The sequence below is a fragment of the Paenibacillus sp. FSL H7-0942 genome, from assembly GCF_045040715.1.
GTDB classification, from domain to species: domain Bacteria; phylum Bacillota; class Bacilli; order Paenibacillales; family Paenibacillaceae; genus Paenibacillus; species Paenibacillus amylolyticus.
In genome coordinates this window covers 3284115-3307486 of sequence record NZ_CP150279.1, presented here as the reverse complement: position 1 = coordinate 3307486, position 23372 = coordinate 3284115, and the positions used below count along the sequence as shown (strand labels likewise).

At 43.8% G+C, this 23372-nt stretch carries 22 protein-coding genes and 1 pseudogene; 6 read left to right on the top strand and 17 right to left on the bottom strand.

From position 1 onward, the window contains the following. Positions 1–101 precede the first annotated feature (101 nt). Both MHI48_RS14845 and MHI48_RS14840 read left to right on the top strand, forming a co-directional pair. Positions 102–1532, top strand: coding sequence for a PLP-dependent aminotransferase family protein (locus tag MHI48_RS14845; protein WP_405144499.1), 1431 nt, complete (start codon positions 102–104; stop codon positions 1530–1532). 44 nt (positions 1533–1576) lie between these two features. Further along, entirely contained in the window at positions 1577–2197 is a 621-nt protein-coding gene (locus tag MHI48_RS14840) for an NAD(P)-dependent oxidoreductase (RefSeq protein WP_405144497.1), read from the top strand. A 96-nt stretch (positions 2198–2293) separates the two neighbouring features. On the opposite strand, the gene glyA is transcribed toward MHI48_RS14840, so the two are convergent. From glyA to MHI48_RS14790, 10 genes are all read right to left on the bottom strand, one after another. Further along, positions 2294–3538, bottom strand: coding sequence for a serine hydroxymethyltransferase (gene glyA, locus MHI48_RS14835; RefSeq protein ID WP_405144495.1), 1245 nt, complete (start codon positions 3536–3538; stop codon positions 2294–2296). A 25-nt stretch (positions 3539–3563) separates the two neighbouring features. Continuing rightward, positions 3564–4769 carry a benzoate/H(+) symporter BenE family transporter gene (locus MHI48_RS14830; RefSeq protein ID WP_405144493.1) on the bottom strand — a complete coding sequence of 402 codons (1206 nt, stop codon included), beginning with the start codon at positions 4767–4769 and terminating at the stop codon, positions 3564–3566. A 19-nt stretch (positions 4770–4788) separates the two neighbouring features. Next, complete coding sequence (locus MHI48_RS14825; RefSeq protein ID WP_076212076.1) at positions 4789–5532, bottom strand: YggS family pyridoxal phosphate-dependent enzyme; 744 nt, start codon at positions 5530–5532, stop codon at positions 4789–4791. A 324-nt stretch (positions 5533–5856) separates the two neighbouring features. Then, positions 5857–6789 (bottom strand): ribose ABC transporter substrate-binding protein RbsB, encoded by a 933-nt coding sequence (gene rbsB / locus MHI48_RS14820; RefSeq protein ID WP_036615972.1) that lies wholly within the window; start codon positions 6787–6789, stop codon positions 5857–5859. Positions 6790–6803: 14 nt separating this feature from the next. Then, complete coding sequence (locus MHI48_RS14815; RefSeq protein ID WP_370511443.1) at positions 6804–7766, bottom strand: ABC transporter permease subunit; 963 nt, start codon at positions 7764–7766, stop codon at positions 6804–6806. Positions 7767–7776: 10 nt separating this feature from the next. Next, positions 7777–9258 carry a sugar ABC transporter ATP-binding protein gene (locus MHI48_RS14810; RefSeq protein ID WP_405144490.1) on the bottom strand — a complete coding sequence of 494 codons (1482 nt, stop codon included), beginning with the start codon at positions 9256–9258 and terminating at the stop codon, positions 7777–7779. A 14-nt stretch (positions 9259–9272) separates the two neighbouring features. Beyond that, positions 9273–9674 (bottom strand): D-ribose pyranase, encoded by a 402-nt coding sequence (rbsD, locus tag MHI48_RS14805; protein WP_017688515.1) that lies wholly within the window; start codon positions 9672–9674, stop codon positions 9273–9275. Continuing rightward, positions 9674–10552, bottom strand: coding sequence for a ribokinase (gene rbsK / locus MHI48_RS14800; RefSeq protein ID WP_405144487.1), 879 nt, complete (start codon positions 10550–10552; stop codon positions 9674–9676). The genes rbsD and rbsK overlap by 1 nt, the downstream gene beginning before the upstream one ends. Further along, positions 10545–11534, bottom strand: coding sequence for a LacI family DNA-binding transcriptional regulator (locus MHI48_RS14795; protein WP_405144485.1), 990 nt, complete (start codon positions 11532–11534; stop codon positions 10545–10547). The genes rbsK and MHI48_RS14795 overlap by 8 nt, the downstream gene beginning before the upstream one ends. A 311-nt stretch (positions 11535–11845) precedes the next feature. After that, on the bottom strand, positions 11846–12253 hold the full coding sequence (locus tag MHI48_RS14790; protein WP_405144483.1) for a cupin domain-containing protein: 408 nt from the start codon (positions 12251–12253) through the stop codon (positions 11846–11848). Between the two features lie 200 nt (positions 12254–12453). Here MHI48_RS14790 and MHI48_RS14785 point away from each other — a divergent pair, with 200 nt between their 5' ends. Beyond that, positions 12454–13014: a TetR/AcrR family transcriptional regulator gene (locus tag MHI48_RS14785; protein WP_405144481.1), complete on the top strand. Its 561-nt coding sequence runs from the start codon at positions 12454–12456 to the stop codon at positions 13012–13014. Between the two features lie 160 nt (positions 13015–13174). Next, positions 13175–14143 carry a DMT family transporter gene (locus MHI48_RS14780; protein ID WP_340936012.1) on the top strand — a complete coding sequence of 323 codons (969 nt, stop codon included), beginning with the start codon at positions 13175–13177 and terminating at the stop codon, positions 14141–14143. Positions 14144–14245: 102 nt separating this feature from the next. Here MHI48_RS14780 and MHI48_RS14775 read toward each other — a convergent pair whose 3' ends face one another. From MHI48_RS14775 to MHI48_RS14765, 3 genes and pseudogenes are all read right to left on the bottom strand, one after another. Further along, positions 14246–15388: a DUF4309 domain-containing protein gene (locus MHI48_RS14775; protein WP_405144479.1), complete on the bottom strand. Its 1143-nt coding sequence runs from the start codon at positions 15386–15388 to the stop codon at positions 14246–14248. Between the two features lie 296 nt (positions 15389–15684). Beyond that, a complete protein-coding gene (locus MHI48_RS14770) occupies positions 15685–16818 on the bottom strand; it encodes a serine hydrolase domain-containing protein (protein ID WP_405144477.1) in 1134 nt (377 codons plus the stop codon). A gap of 256 nt (positions 16819–17074) precedes the next feature. Next, positions 17075–17929: pseudogene (locus MHI48_RS14765) on the bottom strand (aldo/keto reductase). Between the two features lie 148 nt (positions 17930–18077). Here MHI48_RS14765 and MHI48_RS14760 point away from each other — a divergent pair. Continuing rightward, positions 18078–18485: a MerR family transcriptional regulator gene (locus MHI48_RS14760; RefSeq protein WP_036615998.1), complete on the top strand. Its 408-nt coding sequence runs from the start codon at positions 18078–18080 to the stop codon at positions 18483–18485. A 106-nt stretch (positions 18486–18591) separates the two neighbouring features. Here the strand turns inward: MHI48_RS14760 and MHI48_RS14755 are convergent, their stop codons facing one another. The 3 genes from MHI48_RS14755 to MHI48_RS14745 form a co-directional block, all read right to left on the bottom strand. Continuing rightward, entirely contained in the window at positions 18592–19182 is a 591-nt protein-coding gene (locus MHI48_RS14755; RefSeq protein ID WP_405144474.1) for a nitroreductase, read from the bottom strand. Positions 19183–19213: 31 nt separating this feature from the next. After that, entirely contained in the window at positions 19214–21184 is a 1971-nt protein-coding gene (locus MHI48_RS14750) for an ABC transporter substrate-binding protein (protein ID WP_405144472.1), read from the bottom strand. Positions 21185–21365: 181 nt separating this feature from the next. Continuing rightward, positions 21366–21560 (bottom strand): hypothetical protein, encoded by a 195-nt coding sequence (locus tag MHI48_RS14745; RefSeq protein WP_017688524.1) that lies wholly within the window; start codon positions 21558–21560, stop codon positions 21366–21368. A 163-nt stretch (positions 21561–21723) separates the two neighbouring features. Between MHI48_RS14745 and MHI48_RS14740 the strand changes: the two genes are divergently transcribed. After that, positions 21724–22395: a cyclase family protein gene (locus MHI48_RS14740; protein ID WP_036616002.1), complete on the top strand. Its 672-nt coding sequence runs from the start codon at positions 21724–21726 to the stop codon at positions 22393–22395. A gap of 73 nt (positions 22396–22468) precedes the next feature. On the opposite strand, the gene MHI48_RS14735 is transcribed toward MHI48_RS14740, so the two are convergent. Next, a complete protein-coding gene (locus MHI48_RS14735; protein WP_017688526.1) occupies positions 22469–23341 on the bottom strand; it encodes a YitT family protein in 873 nt (290 codons plus the stop codon). Positions 23342–23372: the final 31 nt, after the last annotated feature.

The following is a 23372-nucleotide window of genomic DNA, read 5'->3' as shown; positions in this document are numbered from 1 at the left end:
TTTTGCTATAATGGTATATCAATCAATGGAGTGCCAATAAAATGGCTAAGTTCATAAATAAATGCAGTCCATAATTCAGCATGAGTAATGGAGTTGAAGCAATGCTAAAAGTTAATCGGAATGACCAACGCCCGATCTGGCAGCAACTTTTGGATCAAGCGATTCATAATATCACAACCGGGAAATGGCAACCAGGCGAATTGCTGCTTCCATCACGTGAACTTGCTCAATTAATTGGTGTTTCACGCTCAACCATACAGATTGTGTACGAGGAATTATTCAGCCGAGGGTATACGGTAACTTCCCGTCGGGCCGGAACAAGGGTTAGTGATTGGACATATGCACCTCGTTCATCAGAAGGCATCACGATGCAAGGGCCTATTCCGCCCGATCTGCCTACACTAAACGAATCGATTGGTCATCTGCATAGTTGGTTTGGCAATAGAGACAATCGCAAAATAGAAATTGATTTTAATCCCCACGAGCCTTATCTGGATGAAAGTTTCACAAAAGCCTGGAGGCAATCCTTTTTACAAGCTTCTACTGAACCCAATCTAGATCTTTGGGCTTATGGCGATGCCAGAGGGTTATTGGCGTTAAGAGAGCAGATTCAACGTTACTTGTCACTTGAACGAGGCATTCATATCGATGTTGATCAAATCTTGTTAACCTCAGGTGCACAACATAGCATTGATTTAATTGCCCAGGCTCTCTTAAGTGAGGGAGACAGAGTTTCGGTTGAAGATCCCGGCTTCCCTGCCGCTTGGATGGCGATGAAATACCGCCGGATGCAAGTCGATCCCGTTCCGGTTGATGAGTATGGATTATGTGTAGATCATATTCACCCACAGACGAAACTCGTATTTGTCACACCTTCTCATCAATGCGCCGTTGGTGTTATTATGTCGGAGCCACGCAGGCAACAATTGATGCACTTGGCAGCTCATCATCGATATTGGATTGTTGAGGATGACTACGATAGCGAATTTAGGTACCGTGGAGATCCACTTCCAACTATATTTAGTCAGCAACCTCAGAATACGCTTTATATGATGAGTTTTTCCAAAATGGTTGCACCTGGCATTCGACTATCCGCTATCATCGGCCCCAAAATAGCCATCGATCGCCTTACCCAAGTCCATGAATTAACCTATCGTCATCTGCCGATTATGGAACAATTAACGCTAACTCATTTTATTGAGCGTGGTCATTTTATGCGCCATATGAGAAGAGTTCGGAACATATATCGACGCAGACACGAAGTTATGACCAAAGCCATTGTTGCTTCTGGGTTAGGCTCACGATTTACATTAAGTGGTGTGGAAACGGGATTACATATGCTTCTAGAATCTGAAACGTCATTTGACGAAGAAGCGCTGACAAATGCTGCCCTTGATCAAGGTGTACGCGTGTATCCGCTTAGTAAATATTGCTTGGAGAGTCATCGAAAAGGATGGATATTAGGTTTTGCGAAAGTGGATGAGGAGCAGATTGAGGAAGGCATACATCGACTTGCAAAGATTGTATTATGATGGAGACATGCTCTCCAATCGGATTCGAAAGGATGTTTTTTGTAATGAAAATTTTAGTGTTAGGGGCCACCGGACGAGTTGGAAGTCATTTCGTCTCTCATGCCCTACGTTCCAATCATCATGTAACTGCACTGGTTAGAAGCCCGGAAAAGGTACAAATCAACGATGACAATTTCGTTCTACATCAAGGAAACGCTTTAGTCAAAGAAGATATTCATCACGCCATACAGGGTGTGGATCTCGTTGTTAGTTCCTTAAGTACCGATGGAACAACTACATTATCGCAATCCATGGGACATATTGTTGAGGTTATGGCTCAGGAGCGTATCAAAAGAATCATTACCATTGGTACAGCAGGAATATTGGAAAGTCGAACGGATCCTGGCTTGCTTCGTTTTCAATCCCCTGAGTCCAAACGTAAGTCCACGCGAGCAGCTGAAGAGCATCTGGAGATGTACAACATTCTGAAGGCTTCAGAGTTAGAATGGACCATCGTGTGTCCTACCTACTTATTTGATGGAGAATCTCTTGGTAAGTACCGGGTTGAACGCGACTATTTGCCTGACGGTGGAACTTCTATATCTGTAATCGATACTGCGGAGTTTGCTTATCAGCAATTAATGTCTGATGAGTATGTACAGTCTCGTGTAGGTATAGCCTACTAGGGCTGTCTTAAGTTTCAATATAAACAAGCACATTACGAGCCTGCAATTGTTATCCATTAGGAACAATTGCAGGCTCTATTTGTGTCTGCTGTTGAGCTATTTAAGCCCTTCATATAGAGGAAATTGCGAAGTGATTTCACGGACACTACCTAATATTTGATTTTTCACATCCGAGTTCTTTGGATTTTTAAAAGCAAGCCCTATCAGCTGAGCAATTTCTTTCATTTCCCTGGCTCCAAGCCCTCTTGAAGTCATAGCCGGAGTTCCAAAACGAATACCGCTTGTAACCAAAGGACTTGCCGTATCGTGAGGAATTGCATTTTTATTCGCCGTAATCCCTACTTCATCCAGTAAAGCTTCGGCTTCTTTGCCTGTAAGGCCCATAGTCCGTAAGTCAACCAACACGATATGATTATCTGTTCCTCCCGATACAAGGGTAAGTCCTTCATTCATTAAAGTTTCTGCCAATACGTTGGCGTTATTCAGAACACCTTCAATATATGTTGTGAACTCGGTTTGCAATGCCTCGCCTAATGCCACCGCTTTCCCCGCGATAACGTGCATGAATGGCCCGCCCTGAGTCCCCGGGAATACAGCTTTGTCTATCGCCTTTGCCCAGGACTCCCGGCACAAAATGGCTCCCCCTCGTGGTCCTCGTAAGGTCTTGTGTGTGGTGGTTGAAACAAAATGGGCATGTGGTACCGGGTTAGGATGCAAACCTGCCGCAACAATTCCTGCTATATGCGCCATATCTACAAAGAAAAGAGCTCCCACTTCGGCGGCAATCTGGGCAAATAATTCAAACTCAATGGTCCGCGGGTATGCACTTCCACCTGCAACAATCATGCGTGGACGATACTTATAAGCAAGTTTACGTACTTCGTCAAAGTCAATGCGGCCCGTCTGTGCATCGACACCATATGAAACAAAATTGTAAAACCTACCTGAAAAATTAACAGTACTTCCGTGTGTTAGATGACCACCCTGGGATAGATTCATGCCAAGTATTGTGTCCCCAATCTCAACCGAGGCAAAATATACTGCCATGTTGGCCTGAGAACCGGAGTGAGGCTGCACATTCGTATGTTCAGCGCCAAAAAGTGCTTTAAGGCGGCTATTTGCTATCTCTTCGACTGTATCGACATGCTCACACCCGCCATAATATCTTCTGCCCGGATACCCCTCCGCATATTTATTGGTCAATACCGAACCTGTTGCTTCCATCACAGCTTGACTTACAAAATTCTCTGATGCAATCAGTTCTATCTTATCCCGCTGCCTTCCAAGCTCTTGCTGGACAGCCATTCCTATTACTTTATCTTGCTTCTCCAAATGTTTCATGAACATCTTCCTCTCCATATTACGGTTATTTATTCGTTCCAAGTTGTTTTTTGGGAAATTTACTATTCATCAGTAGATGTGCCATCATTCCTGCAAACAGTCCCCAAAATGCACCACCCACACCAAGCAAAGTCACATTCGCTGCTGTCGCCAAAAACGTAATCAATGCAGTTTCACGTCCCTTAGGGTCCGTTAATGCATTGGCAAGACTGCCACCGATCGTTCCAAGTAAGGCTAATCCCGCTAATGTTGCAATAAAGGTAGCAGGAAGAATCAAAAACAGAGCAGCCAATGTTACGCCAAAAATGCCGACAAAAATATAAAAAACACCACAAGCAATACCTGCAATATAACGTTTGGTTGAATCCTCATGTGCATCCTTTCCTGTACAAATCGCTGCTGTAATAGCTGCCACATTAAAAGCATGTGATCCGAATGGGGCTGCAAGAAGCGAACCCAAACCTGTTACAGCTAAAATAGGATTGGCACTTGTCTTGAATCCATCATTACGCAGAACAAGCATTCCGGGCATATACTGCCCCGTCAAGGTAATAATGAACAGCGGTAAGGCAACGCCAAGTAAGGCGTTTAACGAAAACGCTGGAACAACAAATACAGGCGATGCTACAGCCAATTGGATTGTACTGAAGTCTGTTTTCCCCATGCATATCAAATAAATCAAACCGATTGCCAATATGCCAACAATGGCGTAACGGGAAGTAAACCTTCTTAGCACGATATAGCCTGCAAACAGTACAATCACAAGCAAAGGATCTACCTTCGCCCCTCCAAAGGCCGAAATACCAAACTGTAGTAAAATACCAGCTAACAATCCGGAAGCGATGCCTGGGGGAATAAGTCGAACGAAACGTTCAAACATGCCTGACAAACCTAAAATAATAAATCCGACTGCTGAAATCATGTAAGCGCCAATAGCTTCTGGATAAGGAGTTACCGATAATGCTGAAACGAGAAACGCCACACCCGGTGTAGACCAGGCTGTAATAATCGGTTCCTTATATCGATAACTGAGCCAAATTCCCGTTACGCCTACCCCAATCGAGATGGACCAAATCCAGGAAGCGGTCATTTCCGGGCTTAAACCAGCCACTTTTGCAGCTTGAAAAACAAGGATAAACGTACCCCCGTAATTAACAATTACGGATATTAAAGCGGCGATCACCGGAGATATCAAATCACGGCCGCGTAACGAAGGGGATGCTGTCTTCATATTTAACACTACCTCTCACTTAATCATCGATGCGTGTGTTTTCATTCCAGTAATACTCGTCCGGTAAATAGCGTTGACCAAATACACTTGTCCCTACACGTATCATTGTAGCTCCTTCTTCAATGGCGACTTGGAAGTCACCAGACATACCCATCGATAAAATATCCATTTCTACGCGTGGAATATTTTTCTCTTTAATCTGTGTACGGATCTGGTTTAACAATCGAAAACAATGTCGTGTTTCTTCGTTTGTCGCATTCAGTTTTCCAATCGTCATTAGACCTTTCACGTTTAATGTCTCGAATTGAGACAACTGTTCTACAAGCTCAACGGCTGTTTCTGGAGAGGCACCAAATTTACTTTCTTCGTAGGACGTATTAATTTGCACAAGAATGTCTAAGGTCTTATTCTCTTTGAGAAGCTGGTTATGTAACGCTTGACCCAGTTTCAGACGATCTACGGAATGGATGAGAGTAACATATTTAACTACGTCCTTTACTTTATTTGTTTGCAGATGTCCGATAAAATGCCATTCCACCTGCTTGCTTTGTTCCATGAGTGGGAATTTGTCTCGGAGTTCTTGAGCTTTGTTTTCTCCAAACAAGACCTCACCTGCTTGAATAGCTATTTGTAATTTCTCTAGCGGTACCGTTTTGGTCGCGAGCAACAACTTGATGTCCTCTATGTTGCGACCTGAAGCCTGGCAGGCCAATGCCATTTGCTGTCTTACAGCTTGAAGATTTTCTTCTACTAGATGTTTCATGTCAGCCACCTTCTTTCTATTCCGAACAGGAATGAATCAATGAGATTAGCTCCTCCTTATGTATTGTGAAGACTGTGTGGAACGTCATGCTAGTATAGCAACGCATGGATTGGATATACATATCCAAAAATGCTATTTTGGAACAGTCCAAAACGACAAAGTAGACATTAATTCAATTGGGGTTCCTTTAATATGCTTTTAAAAAGTCAATAATCTGATTGATGTGATCCCCGCACGCTTCTTCCAAAATGAAAAAAGCCGCTAAATTAGCGGCTTAGTATAGTTCTATGTTCATGTCCAAGAAGATACATGTTTTATGATGATTTACTCATTCACATTTTCCTTGGTTACCAGCTTCAATTCAGCGGGGATCGATGACTCCACCTGCTTGCCACTGAGCACATCCAGAGCTGCTTGCAGCGCCAATTGGCCAATCAGTATAGGCTGCTGAGCGACTGTTGCTGTCAATTTCCCATCCTGAATGGATTTGATTGCATCATCATTGCCATCGAATCCGATGACCGGAATGTCTTTACCTGAGCTTTGAATCGCTTCAATTGCACCAAGTGCCATCTCGTCATTATGGGCAAATACCGCTTGCACGTCAGGATTACCCTGTAGCAAGTTCTCCATGACATTTAATCCTTTGGACCGATCGAAATCAGCAGATTGTTTGGAAACCACATCAAGTTGCTTGTCAGCCACTTCATGGAAACCTTTACCCCGTTCTCTTGTTGCGGAAGCACCAGGCACACCTTCAAGTTCAATGACTTTTGCTCCCTCACCCAGTTGTTCCACAAAATATTCAGCTGCCATGCGTCCACCTTTAACGTTATCCGATGCCACTAGTGCCGCCACTTCGCCTTTATCTGCGGAGCGATCCAGCGTGATCACAGGAATGCCCACACTATTAGCGGATTGAACCGCTGTGGAGATCGCTGCAGAGTCCGCGGGGTTAATCAGAAGTGCACTAACACCTTGCTGAATGAGATCATCCACATCATTGGTTTGTTTGGCCGAATCGTTCTGCGCATCCACCACGATGACCTGTATTCCCTGTTTTTTGGCTTCAGCCATTACCCCGTCCTTCAGTGATACAAAGAATGGATTGTTTAGTGTAGATATCGACAAACCTATTTTCTTCTGTCCGTTACTTTTGTTTGGGTTAGGTTTCGCCCATTCCGGTGGCTCCAGAGAGCACCCGGCCAGAACGATGATCATCAGCATACTTATGAGTGTTACAGTCCACTTTTTCATATTCGCTTCTCTCCTTATGCTGTTTTCTTGCGGTCCAGCAGGACGGCAATGGCAATGACGATACCTTTTACAACCATTTGATAAAATGAGTTTACTTCAAGCAAGTTCAATCCATTATTCAACACGCCGATAATCAGAACACCGATCAGTGTACCAACGATGCGTCCGCGTCCTCCAGCAAGACTTGTACCACCCAATACAACTGCTGCGATCGCATCCAGCTCGTAGGATGTACCTGCCGTTGGTTGCGCTGAATTCAAACGCGATGTCAGAATTGCACCTGCCAGAGCAGCGAGCATACCTGTCAGGGAGTAGATCATAATTTTCACGCGATTAACTTTGATACCCGAGATAATGGAAGCTTTCTCATTACCGCCGATGGCATACGTTTTACGACCAAAAGCCGTTTTATGCAAAACAATCCACAGAATCATGAAGGTAATCAGCATCGTGATTGCAGGTACCGGAATTCCCAGCAGGTAACCGCGGCCAAATAGTTGGAACAACAGGTTATCCCCGAGTCCTGTAATTGGATTACCATTGGTGTACACCAATGTCAGTCCTCTGAATATCGTCATGGTTGCCAATGTAGCGATAAACGGAGCCATTTTACCTTTGGTAATCATTAGTCCGTTCACCATACCCATGACACCACCAAGTGCTACACCAATAATGATGGACAAGATCGGATCGAGACCAGACAACATCATATTTGCTACAAAAGCACTGGATAAAGCCAGGATTGAGCCGACCGACAGATCAATTCCACCCGTCAGGATAACAAACGTCATACCAAAGGCAATCAGCGCATTAATCGAGACTTGACGCAATAAATTCAAGATATTGAGCGGTTCCAAGAAACTTGGATTCAACACCGATACGATGAGAATAAGAATGATTAAGCCAAGCAGCGGTCCCAATTTTTGTATCACGTTTGAGAAACGGAATCCGCTTTTAGCCGTTTTGTTTTCCTGCATTGTTGTCATATCACTGTCCCCCTGTGGCCAATGTCATAATGTGTTCTTGTGTTGCTACTTCCCTTGCAACCTCGCCACTGATGTGTCCCTCATGCACAACCGCGATCCGGTCGCTCATGCCAAGCACTTCAGGCAGCTCCGACGATACCATGATGATTGCAACGCCGCGGTCAGTCAGTTCATTCATCAATTCATAGATTTCGCGCTTCGCCCCGACATCCACTCCGCGGGTAGGTTCATCCAGGATAAGTACGCTTGGTCCGATACCAACCCATTTCGCGATAACCACCTTCTGCTGGTTACCCCCGGATAGATTCCTTGCCGCCGTCTCGGAGGATTGCGTTTTGATCTGTAGACGTTTGATCAGTGTATCTACGAAGTCTTGTTCTTTTGAAGTTGAGATGAAACCTTTGCTTGAGAAACTGAACAGATTTGGCAACGCCATATTCTCGCGAATAGAGAAGTCTAATACCAGCCCTTCATCCTTGCGGTCTTCTGTAATAAACCCGATTCCATGTTTCACTGCATCTGCCGGTTTACGAATGTTCGCTTTTTTGCCGCGGATGAAGATTTCACCGCTATCCAACGTATCCAAACCAAAGATGGTTCTCATGATCTCTGTTCGTCCAGAACCCATGAGTCCTGAGAAACCGAGTATTTCCCCCGCTCTCACGGTGAAGTTAATATTCTCGAATAGACCTTTGCTACTTGCATTCCTTACTTCGAGGACAACTTCACCATAAGAAGGATTCCGGACAGGATAACGCTCGGTAAGTTCACGACCTACCATTTTCCGCACCACTTCATCAAAGCTTGTCTGCGGAATAGCTTGTGTGTCTACCGTTCTTCCGTCACGCATGATGGTAATCCGGTCACAGATCGTGAATATCTCCTCCATTCGGTGAGAAATATAGACGATGGATACGCCTTCCTTCTTCAGCGAGCTGATTACACCAAACAGCTTCTGGATCTCACGCTCCGTAAGTGCTGCTGTTGGCTCGTCCATAATGATGACCTTGGCATCTGTCATTAGCGCTTTGGCAATCTCGATCATCTGTTGCTGCCCGACAGAGCACTCTCCCGCAGGACGTTCCAGTGGTATGTCTACGGAAAGCTTGGCGAACTGTTCTTTGGCAAGCGCTTTCATTTGTCTTGTGTTGAGCAATCCGAATGATGATGTCATTTCCTTACCAATAAAGAGATTATCCAGCACCGTCATTTCAGGCCATACATTCAGTTCCTGATGTATGAATGTGATACCCAGTTTCTCGGCTTCCTTCGGACTTGCAAAATAGTTTTCTTCTCCGTCTATGGTGATGGTTCCCTGATCACGCTGATGAAGACCAATCAGGATGTTCATCAGTGTGGATTTGCCGGCTCCATTCTCCCCCATCAGGGCATGAACTTCACCATCCTTTAGTTCAAAATCCACTCCGCTCAGCACCTGATTCGTTCCAAACGCTTTATAAATGTCTTGCATCTGAATGTGCATTACGCAACCTCCCTTTAACCGAAATGGACTCCCGATTGTAAAATGCAATTGGCATAAGGTGTGGCTTCACCTGTGCGGATAACAGCTTTCACCTGCCGTGTTAATGCTTTGAATTGTTCGTGGCTGACGGAAGCATCGATTGCTTCTACCCCGAATTTCTCTGTGATGAATTGCATGGCTACGGGATTGCCTTCGCAAATCTCTTCAGCCACAATGACTTTCTCAATGACCATATCTTCAGCGATCGCTTCCACCACTTCGCGAAAACTTGGTGTTCCCAGTTTGAGGGCCAGATCAATTTTGAGTACCCCGTCCGGTACCGGCAGACCTGCATCCGCAATCGCAATCATGTCCGTATGGCCCAGATCCGACAAAATCTTGGAAATGTGACTATTCAACATGCCATTTCTTTTCATTACAAGCTCTCCTCTACTTCATCACGCGTCGGCATGCCACCCTGCGCTCCGAACTTGGTGACGGACAACGATGCAGCCCGATTGGCGAAGCGTATACTCTCTTGTAACGCTTTTCCTTCAGCCAAAGCAACTGCAAATGCGGCGTTGAACGTATCCCCTGCCCCCGTAGTATCAACAGCCTCAACTTTATAAGTTGGGACTAGAATTTCGTCAGTGCCATCAAAGTACCGTACACCTTTACTGCCCTCCGTAATGAACAACTTGTTAGGATACTGACGTAATGCCTGTACAGGACTCATGCCCTGAAACAAAATCTCGGCTTCATGCTCGTTTGGCGTGATATATGCGGCATTGTCGATCACTTCTTGGGGCAATGTTCTCGCCGGAGCGGGATTAAGCAGCAGCGGTGTTCCGAGTTCTGCACACAATGTACTTACATGAACAACCGTTTCCTCCGGAATTTCCTGCTGAATTAATACGATATCTGCATCGCGGATCACTTCAGCTGCTTCATCGACATACGCAGGAGTGACTTCCCGATTCGCCGCTTCAACCACTACGATACTATTATCACCTTCTGCCAGAATGATATGAGCCGTTCCACTTTCTAAATGTGTAACCGGTTTCACATTTTGCGTATTTACAGCATTTGCTCTAAAGTTCTCTACAATATCTTTACCAAAAGCATCGTCGCCTACCCGGCCGATCATTGCAACCTCTGCACCCAATCGTGCAGCGGCAACAGCCTGATTGGCTCCTTTGCCACCAGGAACTGTTTTGAAGCTATCGCCAAGAACGGTTTCCCCCGCTCCCGGCCGTCTTGACGAAGTAACAACCAGATCCATCGAACTGCTTCCAATTACACATATTTTAGCCATCTGATCTCACCTTTCTCGTAGTGCCCCGTTCGATGAAACTTACGGGCAACTGTATGTTTTTGTTCTCTACTGCAGCTTGTTCCACAAGCTGGATAAGTAATCCCGCCGCTTCTCTTCCCATCTCGTATGCTGGCTGATGGATGGTGGACAATGCCGGCGATAACAGGCTGCTCATCGGAATATCATCGAAACCAATCACTTGTACGTCATCAGGAACCTTTCTTCCGATCCGTGATGCCTCATGCAGTACTGCCATGGCTGCGATATCATTGCTCGCAATGACCCCGTCTGTATCCGCATACTTCCTGAATAATTCTTCAGCCCACACACTTGCCTCATTAATTGAAAATGAGGTCGTCTGGATTACCCGGTAGTCTAACCCAGCATCACGGATGATTTCAATCGCCCCTTCAAAACGATCCTGAGCGGGTCTGATCTGTGACGGTCCCTGCATAACTGTGATCCGGCGACTGCCGCGTTTGATAATCTCCCTTGCAGCTAGTCTTCCACCTTCCCTGCCATCCGCATACACGGATGGACGATCCAGTGAAGTTCTGTCCAGAAACACGACGGGAATCTTCAGGTTTTCATATATTGAAGAATGAGGATAGTTCGTTGAAGAGATCACACCGACCACATTGTTCTGGATAAACGTCTGGATGTAATCCTGCTCCTTCCGTTCATCCTCATCACTATTTCCAAATATCAGTCTGTAATCCTGCTCCTGCATCCGGTCCTCTACGCCGCGGGCCAACTGCGGGAAATAAGGGTTCGTAATATCCGGCAACAACAGGCCAATCAGTTTGGACTTGCGCTTATATAATGAGCGGGCCACTTCATTTGGCGAAAAATTAAGCGCCTTCACAGCATCTTCCACTTTCTTGCGTGTGTCGGCATGAACATAACCTCTATCATTAATGACTCTGGATACGGTGGCAACAGATACGCCAGCCAGTTGAGCTACATCTTTAATTGTTGTCATAAGTTGCTCTCCTCTATGTGTAACCGGTTACAGACATTAAATTATCATATTATTTTCAATTTGACAAGCGTTTTCATTCTGGAAATTTCTCCAAGTATACATAAAGTGCACTGGAATCCATCTATATCATGGTTTTCTCCTGTCAGGAAGATCGATACTTCATAGACGTAAAGAGGCCATCACTCGATTAAAACTCAGAGTGATGGCACCCAGATCAACATAAAATCAGCAAGCTCCTGAACTTAATTAGCCTTTAATTTAACAAATTAGATAGTACCATTTTCGAATAAATCAATTCATAGCGTTTATTTTTATAACTCCCCATAAACTTCATCTGTAACAGGTTCCAACCATTCTGGTGTACCCGAAGTGATTGCAATGTGTTCAAACCAACTATTTTTAGCGGCCCCATGCCAGTGTTTTACACCATCATGAGTCACAATAACATCGCCGGCTTTGAGGAATTGGGCAGGTTTTCCTTCTTCCTGATACCAACCTTCCCCACCAGTCACTAACAACAGCTGAAATCCACCACGATGGATATGCCAGTTATTTCTGCATCCCGGTTCAAACGTTACATTCCCAACACCCACATTCACTTTGGGATCAGCAACCAAGGATTGGAGATAACTTTGCCCTATGAAATATTGCGAAAATGCTTCGTTTTTTTCTCCTACCGGGAATATCACTCCATCTTTAACTTCTTCATGTTTAGCCATTTTATTTCCTCCAGTGTGACCTTATTGATTAATGCGTCCTGCTCCTATGTTGACCTAAGAGTGATTACACACATACGTGCGATATCGCACATTTGTGTATAATATAAAATAATTGCACTGCCTCTGCAAGGATCAAATGAACCCGATCTGTGCCTTATGGCGCAAAGGAACAACATTTGTGCAATTACTCTCTGGAAAGAATGGTGATTACTATCGTTTCTGTCACAGATCGAAGAATACTTAAGTCTCAGGAAGCGATCAAATCCGCCTTTATCAAACTCATGAACGAGAAACCTTTTGATACCATTACGATGCAAGATATCTCTGATTATGCAAATGTCGGCCGCAGAACGATATACCATCACTATTCGGACAAATTTGACTTGCTGGATAAATTAATTGAAGAACATATCGATGAACTACGAAGATTGTGCAAGGAAGCATCCGATCTGGATTTTATAGAAAGCAATGTACTCTGGTTCGATTATTTTGAAGTTCACTATTCATTTTTCTCGGTTATGTTACTGAGTAAAGGAGCCCCTTTTTTCCGCAATCGCTTCCTGGCTCTCGTCATTGAAGAACTGGAGGATGAGGTGAATGTGACGGAGGGAAAAAATAAAGGACTAACAAAAGAAGTGATTCTCACGTTCTTTGGTACAGCAATCGTTGGTATCGTGGAATCCTATTTCACGAATGGATTACCCCGGCAACCTCACATTGTCGCAGAACAAGTAGGGATGTTACTAGAAAGGAATCTATAACATAGACTCCTCATGAAGCGTCCCTTCTTGATATTCTTATCAGCTGAAGAGCGGTTTATTAATTATCATTACAAAGATTAGCGATATGTGATATGGTCAGTGAGGATATTAATAGATTCATACATACATATGTACATGAAATGTGAGGAGAAGATCGAAAGTGATAGAGAGAAATACCCTTGAGAAACCGAGTAAATTTAGTGATCCCATTTTTGTCATGCTCGTGGCAAGCCTGTGTTGCTTGTTATGGGGAAGTGCGTACCCATCCATCAAACTTGGATATATCGCGTTTAACATTCTGCCGGAAGATATTGCTTCCAAGTATGTATTTGCTGGATACCGGTTTACACTGGCGGGTATGCTGCTCTTGCTCCTGTCTCGTATCGTTAGAAAACAGAAGCTCCAATTAACCAAGCCTCAGTGGACAGGCCTCATCATGTTAGGTATATTGCAAACCGGTTTGCAATATATGTTTTTCTACGTTGGCGTAGCCAATACGACAGGTGTCAAAGGCTCCATTATGAACGCAACTACGACCTTTTTCAGTGTTGTTCTGGCCCATTTCATCTATAAAAACGACAAATTAAGCAGAAATAAAATCGTTGGTTGCTTGCTTGGATTCGTTGGTGTAATCATCGTAAACTTCCATACGGATCTGCTTGCTTTTTCCTTTTCATTCACAGGCGAAGGGTTCGTTATTATAGCAGCACTTGTTTTTTCTGTTACGGCCCTTTACGCAAAACGTCTCACCGCCACCATCGATGTTCTGATCATAACAGGTGTCAGCTTATTCGTCGGGGGACTGGTACTTACGCTGTTAGGTCTATCACTCGGCGGTCGTGTCACCCATTTCACCTTGGAATCCACCAGTAACTTAATCTACCTGGCTTTGCTGTCATCTGTCGCATTTTGTCTATGGAATATGCTTCTCAAGTACAACAAGGTCGGAAGAGTGTCTGTCTATAACTTCCTAATCCCTGTATTTGGAGCTTTATTATCAGCGTTATTTCTGGGGGAAACGATCATGGAACTGAAAAATCTGGTCGCATTACTGTTCGTGTCAGTCGGCATTTATTTAGTCAATCGTGTACGTTCTGTGCAAAGCTCTAATAACACTCCAATGAAATAGACTACGCGTCCCACTTTCATGGATAACAAAAAAAGCCGCTAATTAGCGGCTTTTCATGTAAATGTGATTAAGCTATGCTTCATTTCTTTACGATGTTATACCTTAATATATATTCGTAAAGTCAATTAAGTCTTCTTCTTCCAAATAATTAAAAACTATAGTGTGCTTACCCAGCTCATATTCCATCTCATAACCACCCACAACTTCATTATAATATTCCGAGGTGGGTTTTCCCATCCATCGTTTCACATTCCATGGTGAGAGATACTGCTTTTCATTGTACAGCTGGATAACCGCAATACGTGATTTCTTGCTAAGCTCGTGCATGTATGAATCAAACCCGATGCCGAATTTAGAATAATAATAGTACGCTCCCCATTCCCCGTTTGAACGAGAATTGGGTTTCCCCAATTTTTTTTGCATTGCTTGAAGCGTCATACCAATCTTGATGTCCGTCCGGCCTGGCAACACACCCTTTAAAGCGGCTTCCTTCAGGCTTTTCAGGTAAGCGCGATCGCCAACACCCGAGTTCGGCCAACCTTTTGAACGAAGGTTACGCGTATCTTCCAACCGCATTTCCAATTTATTCACATTCAACTTAAATGTATCAACCCCATAGACGAATTGAAGGTTGTTGTAATTTTTGAACTGCACTCGAGCACCTGAAAGAGTACGGATTCCATCATCTCTGCTTGCAGAGTAGGAATCGTCGATTTTTTTCCCCTTATTATCGACATATGTTACACGGCGCAATTCCCCGGAACGAACAATATACGTTTTCACCTCATTGAAATTAGAAGTTCCCCAATCGGTGATCATCAGCATGTCTGGTGTACTAGCCTCTTTGCTTTTCACAACAAAGTTCCAGGTTTGAGGCAAAATAATCGTACTCAGATCCAGTTTTGCTGCCTGAACAGTTCCGTATGCTGCACCTTTTTTCAGCAAGGCTGCACGATACGTTCCTGAATAACTCTTGTCGCCTTTTTTATTGTTGGTCCAACCATTTTCTTCGGTTAGTGTACTCTTCTGTTCATCATAAGCAAAAATATAAACGGTGTAAGCCGTTTGCTTGGCATCACGAAGCGTAAATGAAAGCCGGCTCATACTTTCGAGCTGTTTGGCGGAGATTTGCTCTCCTTTGGCAGCGGCATTAGGTGGTAGCAGAAGCAATGCGCTCAGAACATAGGCGATTAAGGTAAGTAAGGCCAGAGAAGCCCATTTTGCATTGTGTTTAGGGTGTATCATCGATGACTCTCCTTTGAGTAAAAAAATAAAAATCTAACATCGCTTTTCTAATATTAAACCGTGCACAATCTCAACATTCAAACAGGTACTTGCTAGAGTATAATCTTGATCAAACTATGTAATGAATTTAAGTTCATGTTCAATAAGCATATCCTCCTACTAGTACTATTTTCCTAAGAATGATAACATACCCTTTCTAATAAAGAAATAACAAACTAATTAATAGATTTCGACTCATATAACATAAAAAAGCCGCTATTTAGCGGCTCTTCAAGTAACTTCGAATACGATATGATTTACAGGCAGGAGTATACCACATTTCGTAAGCGTCGTTGAACGTACGGCTCCTGACTGTTCAGCAGGTGCTGTGCATACATGACTGTAAGCTCTGAATCCGGATCAATAATAGCCATACAACCAGCAGCGCCGCTCCATCCAAATTCGCCAATTGGACTCAGTGAGCCGCTTCCTGCTTTGGAGATATGTGTGCGAACACCCAGTCCATAGCCGTATCCATACATATGATCCCAGGAATAATCAGCACGAGTCATCTCGTTCAGGTGGTCCGTTCGCATCAGTTCCACTGAAGCTTGTGACAGAATGCGCACGCCTTCGGGACTCGTACCATGCCCAGTAAGCGCGTTCAGAAAACGTGCATAATCGCTAACGGTTGATAGCAACCCTGCACCGCCGCTTTCCAGCTCCGTACCCACACGGAATCCATTGCCGTCCAAACGTACAGCCTTTTCAAGCTCATCATTGTAAGCATACTGTGGAATCAGACGTGTCTGCTGCTCATCGTTCAGATTAAACGTTGTATCGTTCATGCCAAGGGGTCCGGTGATTTCGTCCCGCAGATACGTACCAAAGCGTTTGCCACTTACCACTTCCACCAAGGCTCCTAGCACATCATGGCACATACTGTAATTCCAGTGTGTCCCTGGTTCAAACAGCAACGGTTCTTTCGCAAGCGCTCTCGCGAAGTCACGTGTTGGCAATGTTCCATCGGTGCTTTTTACAGCTTCTTGAATGCTTGGACAACCAACGTCATACGAGAACCCGGCAGTCATGGTGAACAAATCACGTACTGTAATGGCTCTTGTCGCCTTTTCCAGTCGGATCTCCCCGTTCGGCATCGTTTTCTTAACCGTCATCTCAGCGTACTCTGGCAGATAATCAGATAAGGGATCGCTTAACAGCATTGCCCCTTTCTCCACCAGTTGCAATCCTGCCACGCAGGTCATAATTTTGGTCATGGAATATAGATTGAAGATCGCTCCATCACCGATAGGTGTTTTCTCTTCCAGATTGGCGTATCCATTACGATAATGGAAAACGGTATCATTTCGATGCATCACCAGCACCTCTGCCCACGGTATACGCCAGGATGTAATGCGGTCAATAAATGAAGCAAGCGGTTTAAAGTCCATTTTTTCCCGTCCTTCTATGTAAAATCTTTATCATTTTGCGATGTGGTACATGTTCCCTCCCACAATCGACATATTATTAATATACGACCTTTTACAACGATTGACTACCATCTATATTGCTTCAATGATCGTAACAGGAACAGCTGGTTAACTGAGATTCTCTTCCTGTAATACAACAAGCCAGACAGATGATCTGTCTGGCTTGTTGTAATTTCATAAGTTCGTCTACAATGAGCACGATATTGAATAAGTTGGATTACAGTCCTTTCTTGCCATAGTCAGTCAAGAATTCTACGGTTTGAGGATCATAATGTGAGAAAAAGGAGCTTGTTCCTGTATCCAGTGCTGCTACCTTTTCCATATCCTCCAAGGTCAATTCAAAATCAAATACATTGAAGTTCTCTTCCATTCTATTTTTGTTGACCGTTTTCGGAATAACAACCACTCCTCTTTGAATCAAGAAACGCAGAGCGACTTGGGCCGTCGATTTGTTGTATTTTTGACCTACTTCATGCAACGTCGCATTCGTGAATAAGTCATTTTTGCCTTCCGCGAATGGTCCCCAGGATTCAATCTGCGTATTATATTTTTTCATGATCTCATGTGCCTCTGTCTGCTGATTGAACACATGGGTTTCAACTTGATTAATTGCCGGTACGACTTCGCTGAACTGAACAAGATCGATATATCGGTCCGGATAGAAATTGCTTACTCCGATAGCTTTGATTTTCCCCGCTTTATATAACTCTTCCATAGCTCGATATGTTCCATAATAGTCATTAAACGGTTGATGGATCAGGACCAGGTCCAGATATTCCAGTTGGAGTTTCCGCAGAGATTCCTCTATGGATGCTTTGGCTTTTTCATACCCTGCATTTGAAATCCATACCTTGGTCGTGATGAAAAATTCATCTCGAGGTACTCCGCTTTTTTGAATAGCGCGGCCCACGGCTTCTTCGTTACGGTAGGCTTGTGCTGTATCAATAGAACGATACCCAACGCTGATTGCATCAAGCACACATTTCTAGCATTCTTCCTGATCAGCAATCTGGTACACACCATATCCCAAAATAGGCATCTGAACTCCGTTATTCAACGTAACATATTCCATCGAGTGACACTCCTTGTTAGTTATAATTTTTTGAGATTTACAGTCTAATAACCTTAAACTATACTTAGGGTATCACCTTCGAGTAACTCGAAGTCAATCTTTTTCTATCATTTTTCATTCCATACTTGAAGACATAAGGAGTTTCGTCATGTATAACGTCAAAGAAGTCGCCAAACTGCTCGACCTTTCCGAACATACGGTTCGTTTCTATACAGATAAAGGGCTCGTTCCAAATCTGCAACGCGACAAAAACAATAACCGTCTTTTTGACGAAGAATCCGTAAACTGGCTTACGGGTGTAAAATATCTAAAACAGTGCGGTATGTCTGTGGAACAAATTAAAGCTTATGTGGATCTCTGCCTTGAGGGGAACTCAACCATACAAAAGCGCTATGAGATCATTTTACGGCAGAAGGAAGCCGCGTTTGCTCAGTTGGAAGAAGCCCAACAACGAGTCCAATATATGATCAATAAAGCAGACCATTATCAGGATATTATTAACTTAATCATCCCAGATGATACCAATCCGGGACATTGGAACAAAATGAAAGCCTGACTGTTACGCAAAATTCAAAGATCGCCAAAAAAGCCGCTAATTTAGCGGCTTGGTGAGAAATATTCTATGAATTTTTGAACATCTGATAGTACGTTACTAATGGCAACTAATGCTGTTGCGCGTCTTCTCCTGCCACCGAGACACAGGTCAATAACTCTTCTGCTGGAGTACGAGGACGAGGCTTGGGAATCTTATCCTGATCAAAGTACCCCAGATGAAGTGTGCCAACAATTCTCTCCCCTGGTCTCACACCGGTCTTGAAGTAGAAATCAGGATCGAAATTATATTCATTTGTCTTCCACACTACGCCGATATCCTGCTCCCATGCCAGGAGTTGAATATTTTGAATAAGGGCAGCACTAGCCCCCACAGCATCTTCCCATACCCGTTGTCTCGGATCAGTCTCAATCACAACCAGCAGATGGGCTTGGATAGATTCGCAATAGTCCTTTTGCAACTTCTCTGTCCAGCGCTCCCGCTCATCTTTGGAAAACGTATGTAGCACCGCATCAGCAAATTGCTTCCGACCTTCTTCTACAAATAATATGAAGCGCCATGGCTCTTTACGGGAATGAACAGGTGCCCACACGGCCGCTTCCAGCAAGTGCATGATCGTTTCTTTCGCTAGCGGTTTGCCATTGAACTGACGAATGGTTCTTCGTTCACGAATGAGCTTCTCTACGACGGACGTTTCCATATGCATTAATCCTCCTGTCTAGTTTCCTTATTTATTGGGTAAGGAAATTTACCGCTTCGTCGATAATCTTGCTCTGTCCAATGGGTCCTCCCGGACCTTGGAACCACAAGCCGTAGTCAACGATGTAGACATTGTTGTTTTTAACAGCATTCAGGCTTTTCCACACTGCTGTTTTTTGCAATTCTGTCGTTTCATTCTCGTCTGATGACAACAGGAAAATATGATCGGGATTAATCGATGGTAACGACTCCATGGAGATTACTTTCATTGAATCTGTCGGGTCAGGTATGGATACAGGAGGTGTCAGGCCTAGATCGTCGTACAGAACCTCATAGTTTCTTTTACTGTAATAACGCACTTCTTTATCGGATAAACGCAGGAACATCACGGTCTCGTCTCCGATGGATTGCTTGATTTTCTCACGGGCTTCTGCAGCTTTCTTTTCGTATTCTTCAATGACCTGTTTGGCCTGATCCGTCTTCCCTAACATATCTCCCATATGTAACAGGCTTGTCTTCATACGAATAATACCTTGCTCGTCCTGCAGCTTCTCTGCCAGCAAGGTAGGGGCAATTTTGCTGAGGCTGTCATAGGCATCACTCATGAAATCCTGACCGATAATCAGGTCTGGCTCTGCCGCCAATATGCTTTCGTAGTTGGGATCAACCTGCCAGCCCAGATTTTCTTTTCCTTGTAGTTGATCGGACAGGTAGGTAGGAAACTGATCACTCCCCTCCTCATTACTGGATGCTGCCTGGGGTACAATACCGAGTGCTAACAAATAGTCAGTTGCAGCCGGGAACAACGAAATAATATGCTGAGGATCACCTTTGATGACCGTTTCTCCCCAAGGATGCTTAACAACACGCTCCTGTACTGCTGATTCGGTGGATTGCGCGAATTCGGTGGTTGGAGCATTGTTACCGCTTGTTCCATTACTGCTTGTTGCTGAACTGCCCTGAGAAGGGGAACAGGCTGATATTAATAAAGTAAGGCTGAGCATCAAAAGCAATGCAACGGGTTTTCTCGATCTCATAGATGTAAGTGATTCTCCTTTTGAGTTGTATTGATAATAATTATCATCATCAATAGGATCATAACCGCGATGCATGGGACTGACAATGGACAATTCTGATTCTTGAATAGCATTATTCTGACCGGTTGGCAGGGCGATACATTTTTGTTTGAACCGACCTGGTGAAAGGCCAACATGCTTTTTAAATAAACGATTAAAATAGATCACATCTGGAATGCCGATTGCCTCGGCAATCTTCTGAAGAGATGCATCTATGTGCAACAGCAGCTCCTTGGCTTTGTACATCCGTATCCGAGTTAAATAGGTAATCAGACTGCTGCCTGTCTCTTTCTTGAACGTTCTCGACAGATGCCCTGCACTGCAATCCAGAAGTTCTGCGAGCGGATCGACCATAACGGGCAACATGTAGTTCTCTTGAAGATAACGAACGGCTTGAGCTACCAGATCGGGCTTGGCAGTCTCAATTCCTTGTGCACTTAACTGCCTCATTAATTCATTAATAAATTGATAAAATAACGTCTTTACCTGAAATTTCGAGAACGCATCCGTCCGTTCCCAATGTTGCTCTATTCTTTGGACTTTATCATATAAGTCAATGGGATAGCTTGGGGCGAAAGCATATTGCACGTGAAACGGGACATGTTGCCTGAGCAGAGCTTGATTCTCACGAGTATTGGATAACGACAAATTAGCCCGATAAAACATCAAATAAAATTCGAATGAATCCTCGCTCAGGGAGATATTCATCCATACCCCCTTGCCTCCATGTAAGACTTGCATCTGATCGATCGCGTACATCGTGTCATCCAGCGTAATCGTTGCATTGCCGCGAACTGTATATATAAAACCGCTAATTGGAAATCGATAGGCATGGATGGGTTCGCCAGCGCGCACGACGACGTGACGCACATCCCATATTTTAATTGAGGCCAGATTCCATAACTTCACATGCTCTTCTACGTGCATCTCTTCCTTCACCTTCCACAACCCATTAAGTTAGCAAAACATCAGCAAAATCAGCGGATATTTTCACTTTTCTCCATTCTATCGATAATCATTCTCAACTACAACATATATCTTCCTGTTAGATAAAATGCTACGCACGAATAAGCCGATCCATGAAAGGATCGGCTTATGTTGTAACGTTTTAGACTTCGCCGCGTCTGTTCTCAACCGATTTCATACGGTTTTGGTCATCTGGCACTCGGTCAACACTGAACTCTTGACCAGCTTCAACCTCACCATGACCTGAAATATTTCGGGAAAAATTAGTGAACTGTCTTTTTTGTTCATCCAGTTCATGTTTTTGCTTCAAAAGCTCTTGCGGGTCCTGCTTTGTCACTATGCTAACCTCCCATAGGAATCATGCTATTTAATCACACTACAGAAGTTTTCCATAATAGAGCTGTGCTTATGCATGAAGTACCGATTCCTTTCATAATATGAGTCCATACATTCACCAAACATTATATAAATCCTGTGTGACATAAAGGAGAGAACAATAGATGAAGCGGATCCTCTTGTCCTATCCTCTTAGTGTAAATACTCCCGTTTATAAAGATAACCCTTCTGTTGAGATTCAGCAGCAGTCCAGCATAGATCAAGGAGACCTGTATAACCAATTTATCATCACATCCCTCAACCATAATGGAACTCATATTGACGGGCCTTGGCATTTCAATCCGCAAGGTCTAAAAATAAGCGAGATTCCAATAGACTATTTTATCTTTACTCATCCAACAATCCTCGATATTCCCAAAGGTAATGATGAACTTATTACCAAAGCTGACCTGGAGCCGTATGAGCACCAGATCGCTGGCTCTGATCTACTGCTCATACGTACAGGTTTTGGCAAGTTTCGATCATCTGACCCTATTCGTTATAGTGATCATAACCCAGGATTTGCAGCGGATGCTGCAAGCTACCTGATGGTTTTTGATTCATTGCGAGCAGTTGGGATGGATATGATCTCTTCAGGCTCTGTGATTCATGTGGATGAAGCTATCGCTTTTCATCAAATTATGCTCGGGAAAGGTCGGGTTGATGGCAAGTTCATTCTACTTATAGAGGATATGAATTTAAACCATAATTTATCTGGAATTGAAAAGGTATATGCTGTTCCATTATATATTGAAGGTGTTGACAGTAGCTTCAGTACAGTTTTTACGGAAGCTTGATTTTTTTTATATACATAAGGTAAACAAAAACGCGCTGGCAAGAGTATTCCTCCTGTCAGCGCGTTTTTGTATGTTAGTGAATATCTTTCTTTTTGAAATTGCCGCCTCTCACTTCAGCTACATCGTATACGACTACAAAAGCAGTTGGGTCAATTTCGTGAATGATATCTTTAATTTTACTCTCTTCCATCCGGTTAATGACACAAGTAATTTCCTTGAATTGCTCATTAGAGTAGCCACCGTAAGCCTCGGTATACGTTGCTCCACGGCCTAAACGGTCCCGAATGGTTTCAACCATAATCTCAGGTTGATTCGTAATAATTTTAAACGTTTTGGAGCCGCTCAAGCCCTCTTCAACAATATGTATTACTTTAGAAGCAATAAAATACGCAAGTCCTGACAAGATCGCACCTTGCAGACCGAACACGGTAGAAACGACAATAAATACAAACATGTTGAGGAACAGAATGAGATCACTGGTTCCAAAAGGTACTTTTCGCGAAAGGAGTACAGCCAGCATATCTATGCCATCCAATGCCCCGCCATTACGTAATGCAAGTCCCATACCAAAACCGATGATAATCCCGCCGACAACCGTAACAAGCAAGGTATCACCTTCAATGATGGTTGGTATATGGTGCATCAGACTGGTGCTGATTGCGAGTGAAGCAATACCGATGATCGAATATAACGCAAAGCTTTTTCCGATTTGCTTGTACCCGAGCCACACAAATGGAATGTTAATAATCCCGATGAGCATCCCCAGTGGTAATCCGAACAGCTGTGATCCTACGATACTCAGACCTGTGACACCACCATCTGAGACATTATTCGGGATCAATATGGCTTCGAGGCCATATGCCGTTATAAATCCCCCAATGATAATCAATAATACTTTGGAGAGGATCTTTAACTTGTTTGACTTTTGTTTTCTGTTTTGATGCATTGCATTTCCCCCTTGATGAACAACCGATAAA

Coding starts and splice junctions, on each gene's coding strand:
- MHI48_RS14845 (WP_405144499.1), top strand. CDS start 102: ATGCTAAAAGTTAATCGGAATGACCAACGCCCGATCTGGCAGCAACTT.
- MHI48_RS14840 (WP_405144497.1), top strand. CDS start 1,577: ATGAAAATTTTAGTGTTAGGGGCCACCGGACGAGTTGGAAGTCATTTC.
- glyA (WP_405144495.1), bottom strand. CDS start 3,538: ATGAAACATTTGGAGAAGCAAGATAAAGTAATAGGAATGGCTGTCCAG.
- MHI48_RS14830 (WP_405144493.1), bottom strand. CDS start 4,769: ATGAAGACAGCATCCCCTTCGTTACGCGGCCGTGATTTGATATCTCCG.
- MHI48_RS14825 (WP_076212076.1), bottom strand. CDS start 5,532: ATGAAACATCTAGTAGAAGAAAATCTTCAAGCTGTAAGACAGCAAATG.
- rbsB (WP_036615972.1), bottom strand. CDS start 6,789: ATGAAAAAGTGGACTGTAACACTCATAAGTATGCTGATGATCATCGTT.
- MHI48_RS14815 (WP_370511443.1), bottom strand. CDS start 7,766: ATGCAGGAAAACAAAACGGCTAAAAGCGGATTCCGTTTCTCAAACGTG.
- MHI48_RS14810 (WP_405144490.1), bottom strand. CDS start 9,258: ATGCACATTCAGATGCAAGACATTTATAAAGCGTTTGGAACGAATCAG.
- rbsD (WP_017688515.1), bottom strand. CDS start 9,674: ATGAAAAGAAATGGCATGTTGAATAGTCACATTTCCAAGATTTTGTCG.
- rbsK (WP_405144487.1), bottom strand. CDS start 10,552: ATGGCTAAAATATGTGTAATTGGAAGCAGTTCGATGGATCTGGTTGTT.
- MHI48_RS14795 (WP_405144485.1), bottom strand. CDS start 11,534: ATGACAACAATTAAAGATGTAGCTCAACTGGCTGGCGTATCTGTTGCC.
- MHI48_RS14790 (WP_405144483.1), bottom strand. CDS start 12,253: ATGGCTAAACATGAAGAAGTTAAAGATGGAGTGATATTCCCGGTAGGA.
- MHI48_RS14785 (WP_405144481.1), top strand. CDS start 12,454: ATGGTGATTACTATCGTTTCTGTCACAGATCGAAGAATACTTAAGTCT.
- MHI48_RS14775 (WP_405144479.1), bottom strand. CDS start 15,388: ATGATACACCCTAAACACAATGCAAAATGGGCTTCTCTGGCCTTACTT.
- MHI48_RS14770 (WP_405144477.1), bottom strand. CDS start 16,818: ATGGACTTTAAACCGCTTGCTTCATTTATTGACCGCATTACATCCTGG.
- MHI48_RS14760 (WP_036615998.1), top strand. CDS start 18,078: ATGTATAACGTCAAAGAAGTCGCCAAACTGCTCGACCTTTCCGAACAT.
- MHI48_RS14755 (WP_405144474.1), bottom strand. CDS start 19,182: ATGGAAACGTCCGTCGTAGAGAAGCTCATTCGTGAACGAAGAACCATT.
- MHI48_RS14750 (WP_405144472.1), bottom strand. CDS start 21,184: ATGCACGTAGAAGAGCATGTGAAGTTATGGAATCTGGCCTCAATTAAA.
- MHI48_RS14740 (WP_036616002.1), top strand. CDS start 21,724: ATGAAGCGGATCCTCTTGTCCTATCCTCTTAGTGTAAATACTCCCGTT.
- MHI48_RS14735 (WP_017688526.1), bottom strand. CDS start 23,341: ATGCATCAAAACAGAAAACAAAAGTCAAACAAGTTAAAGATCCTCTCC.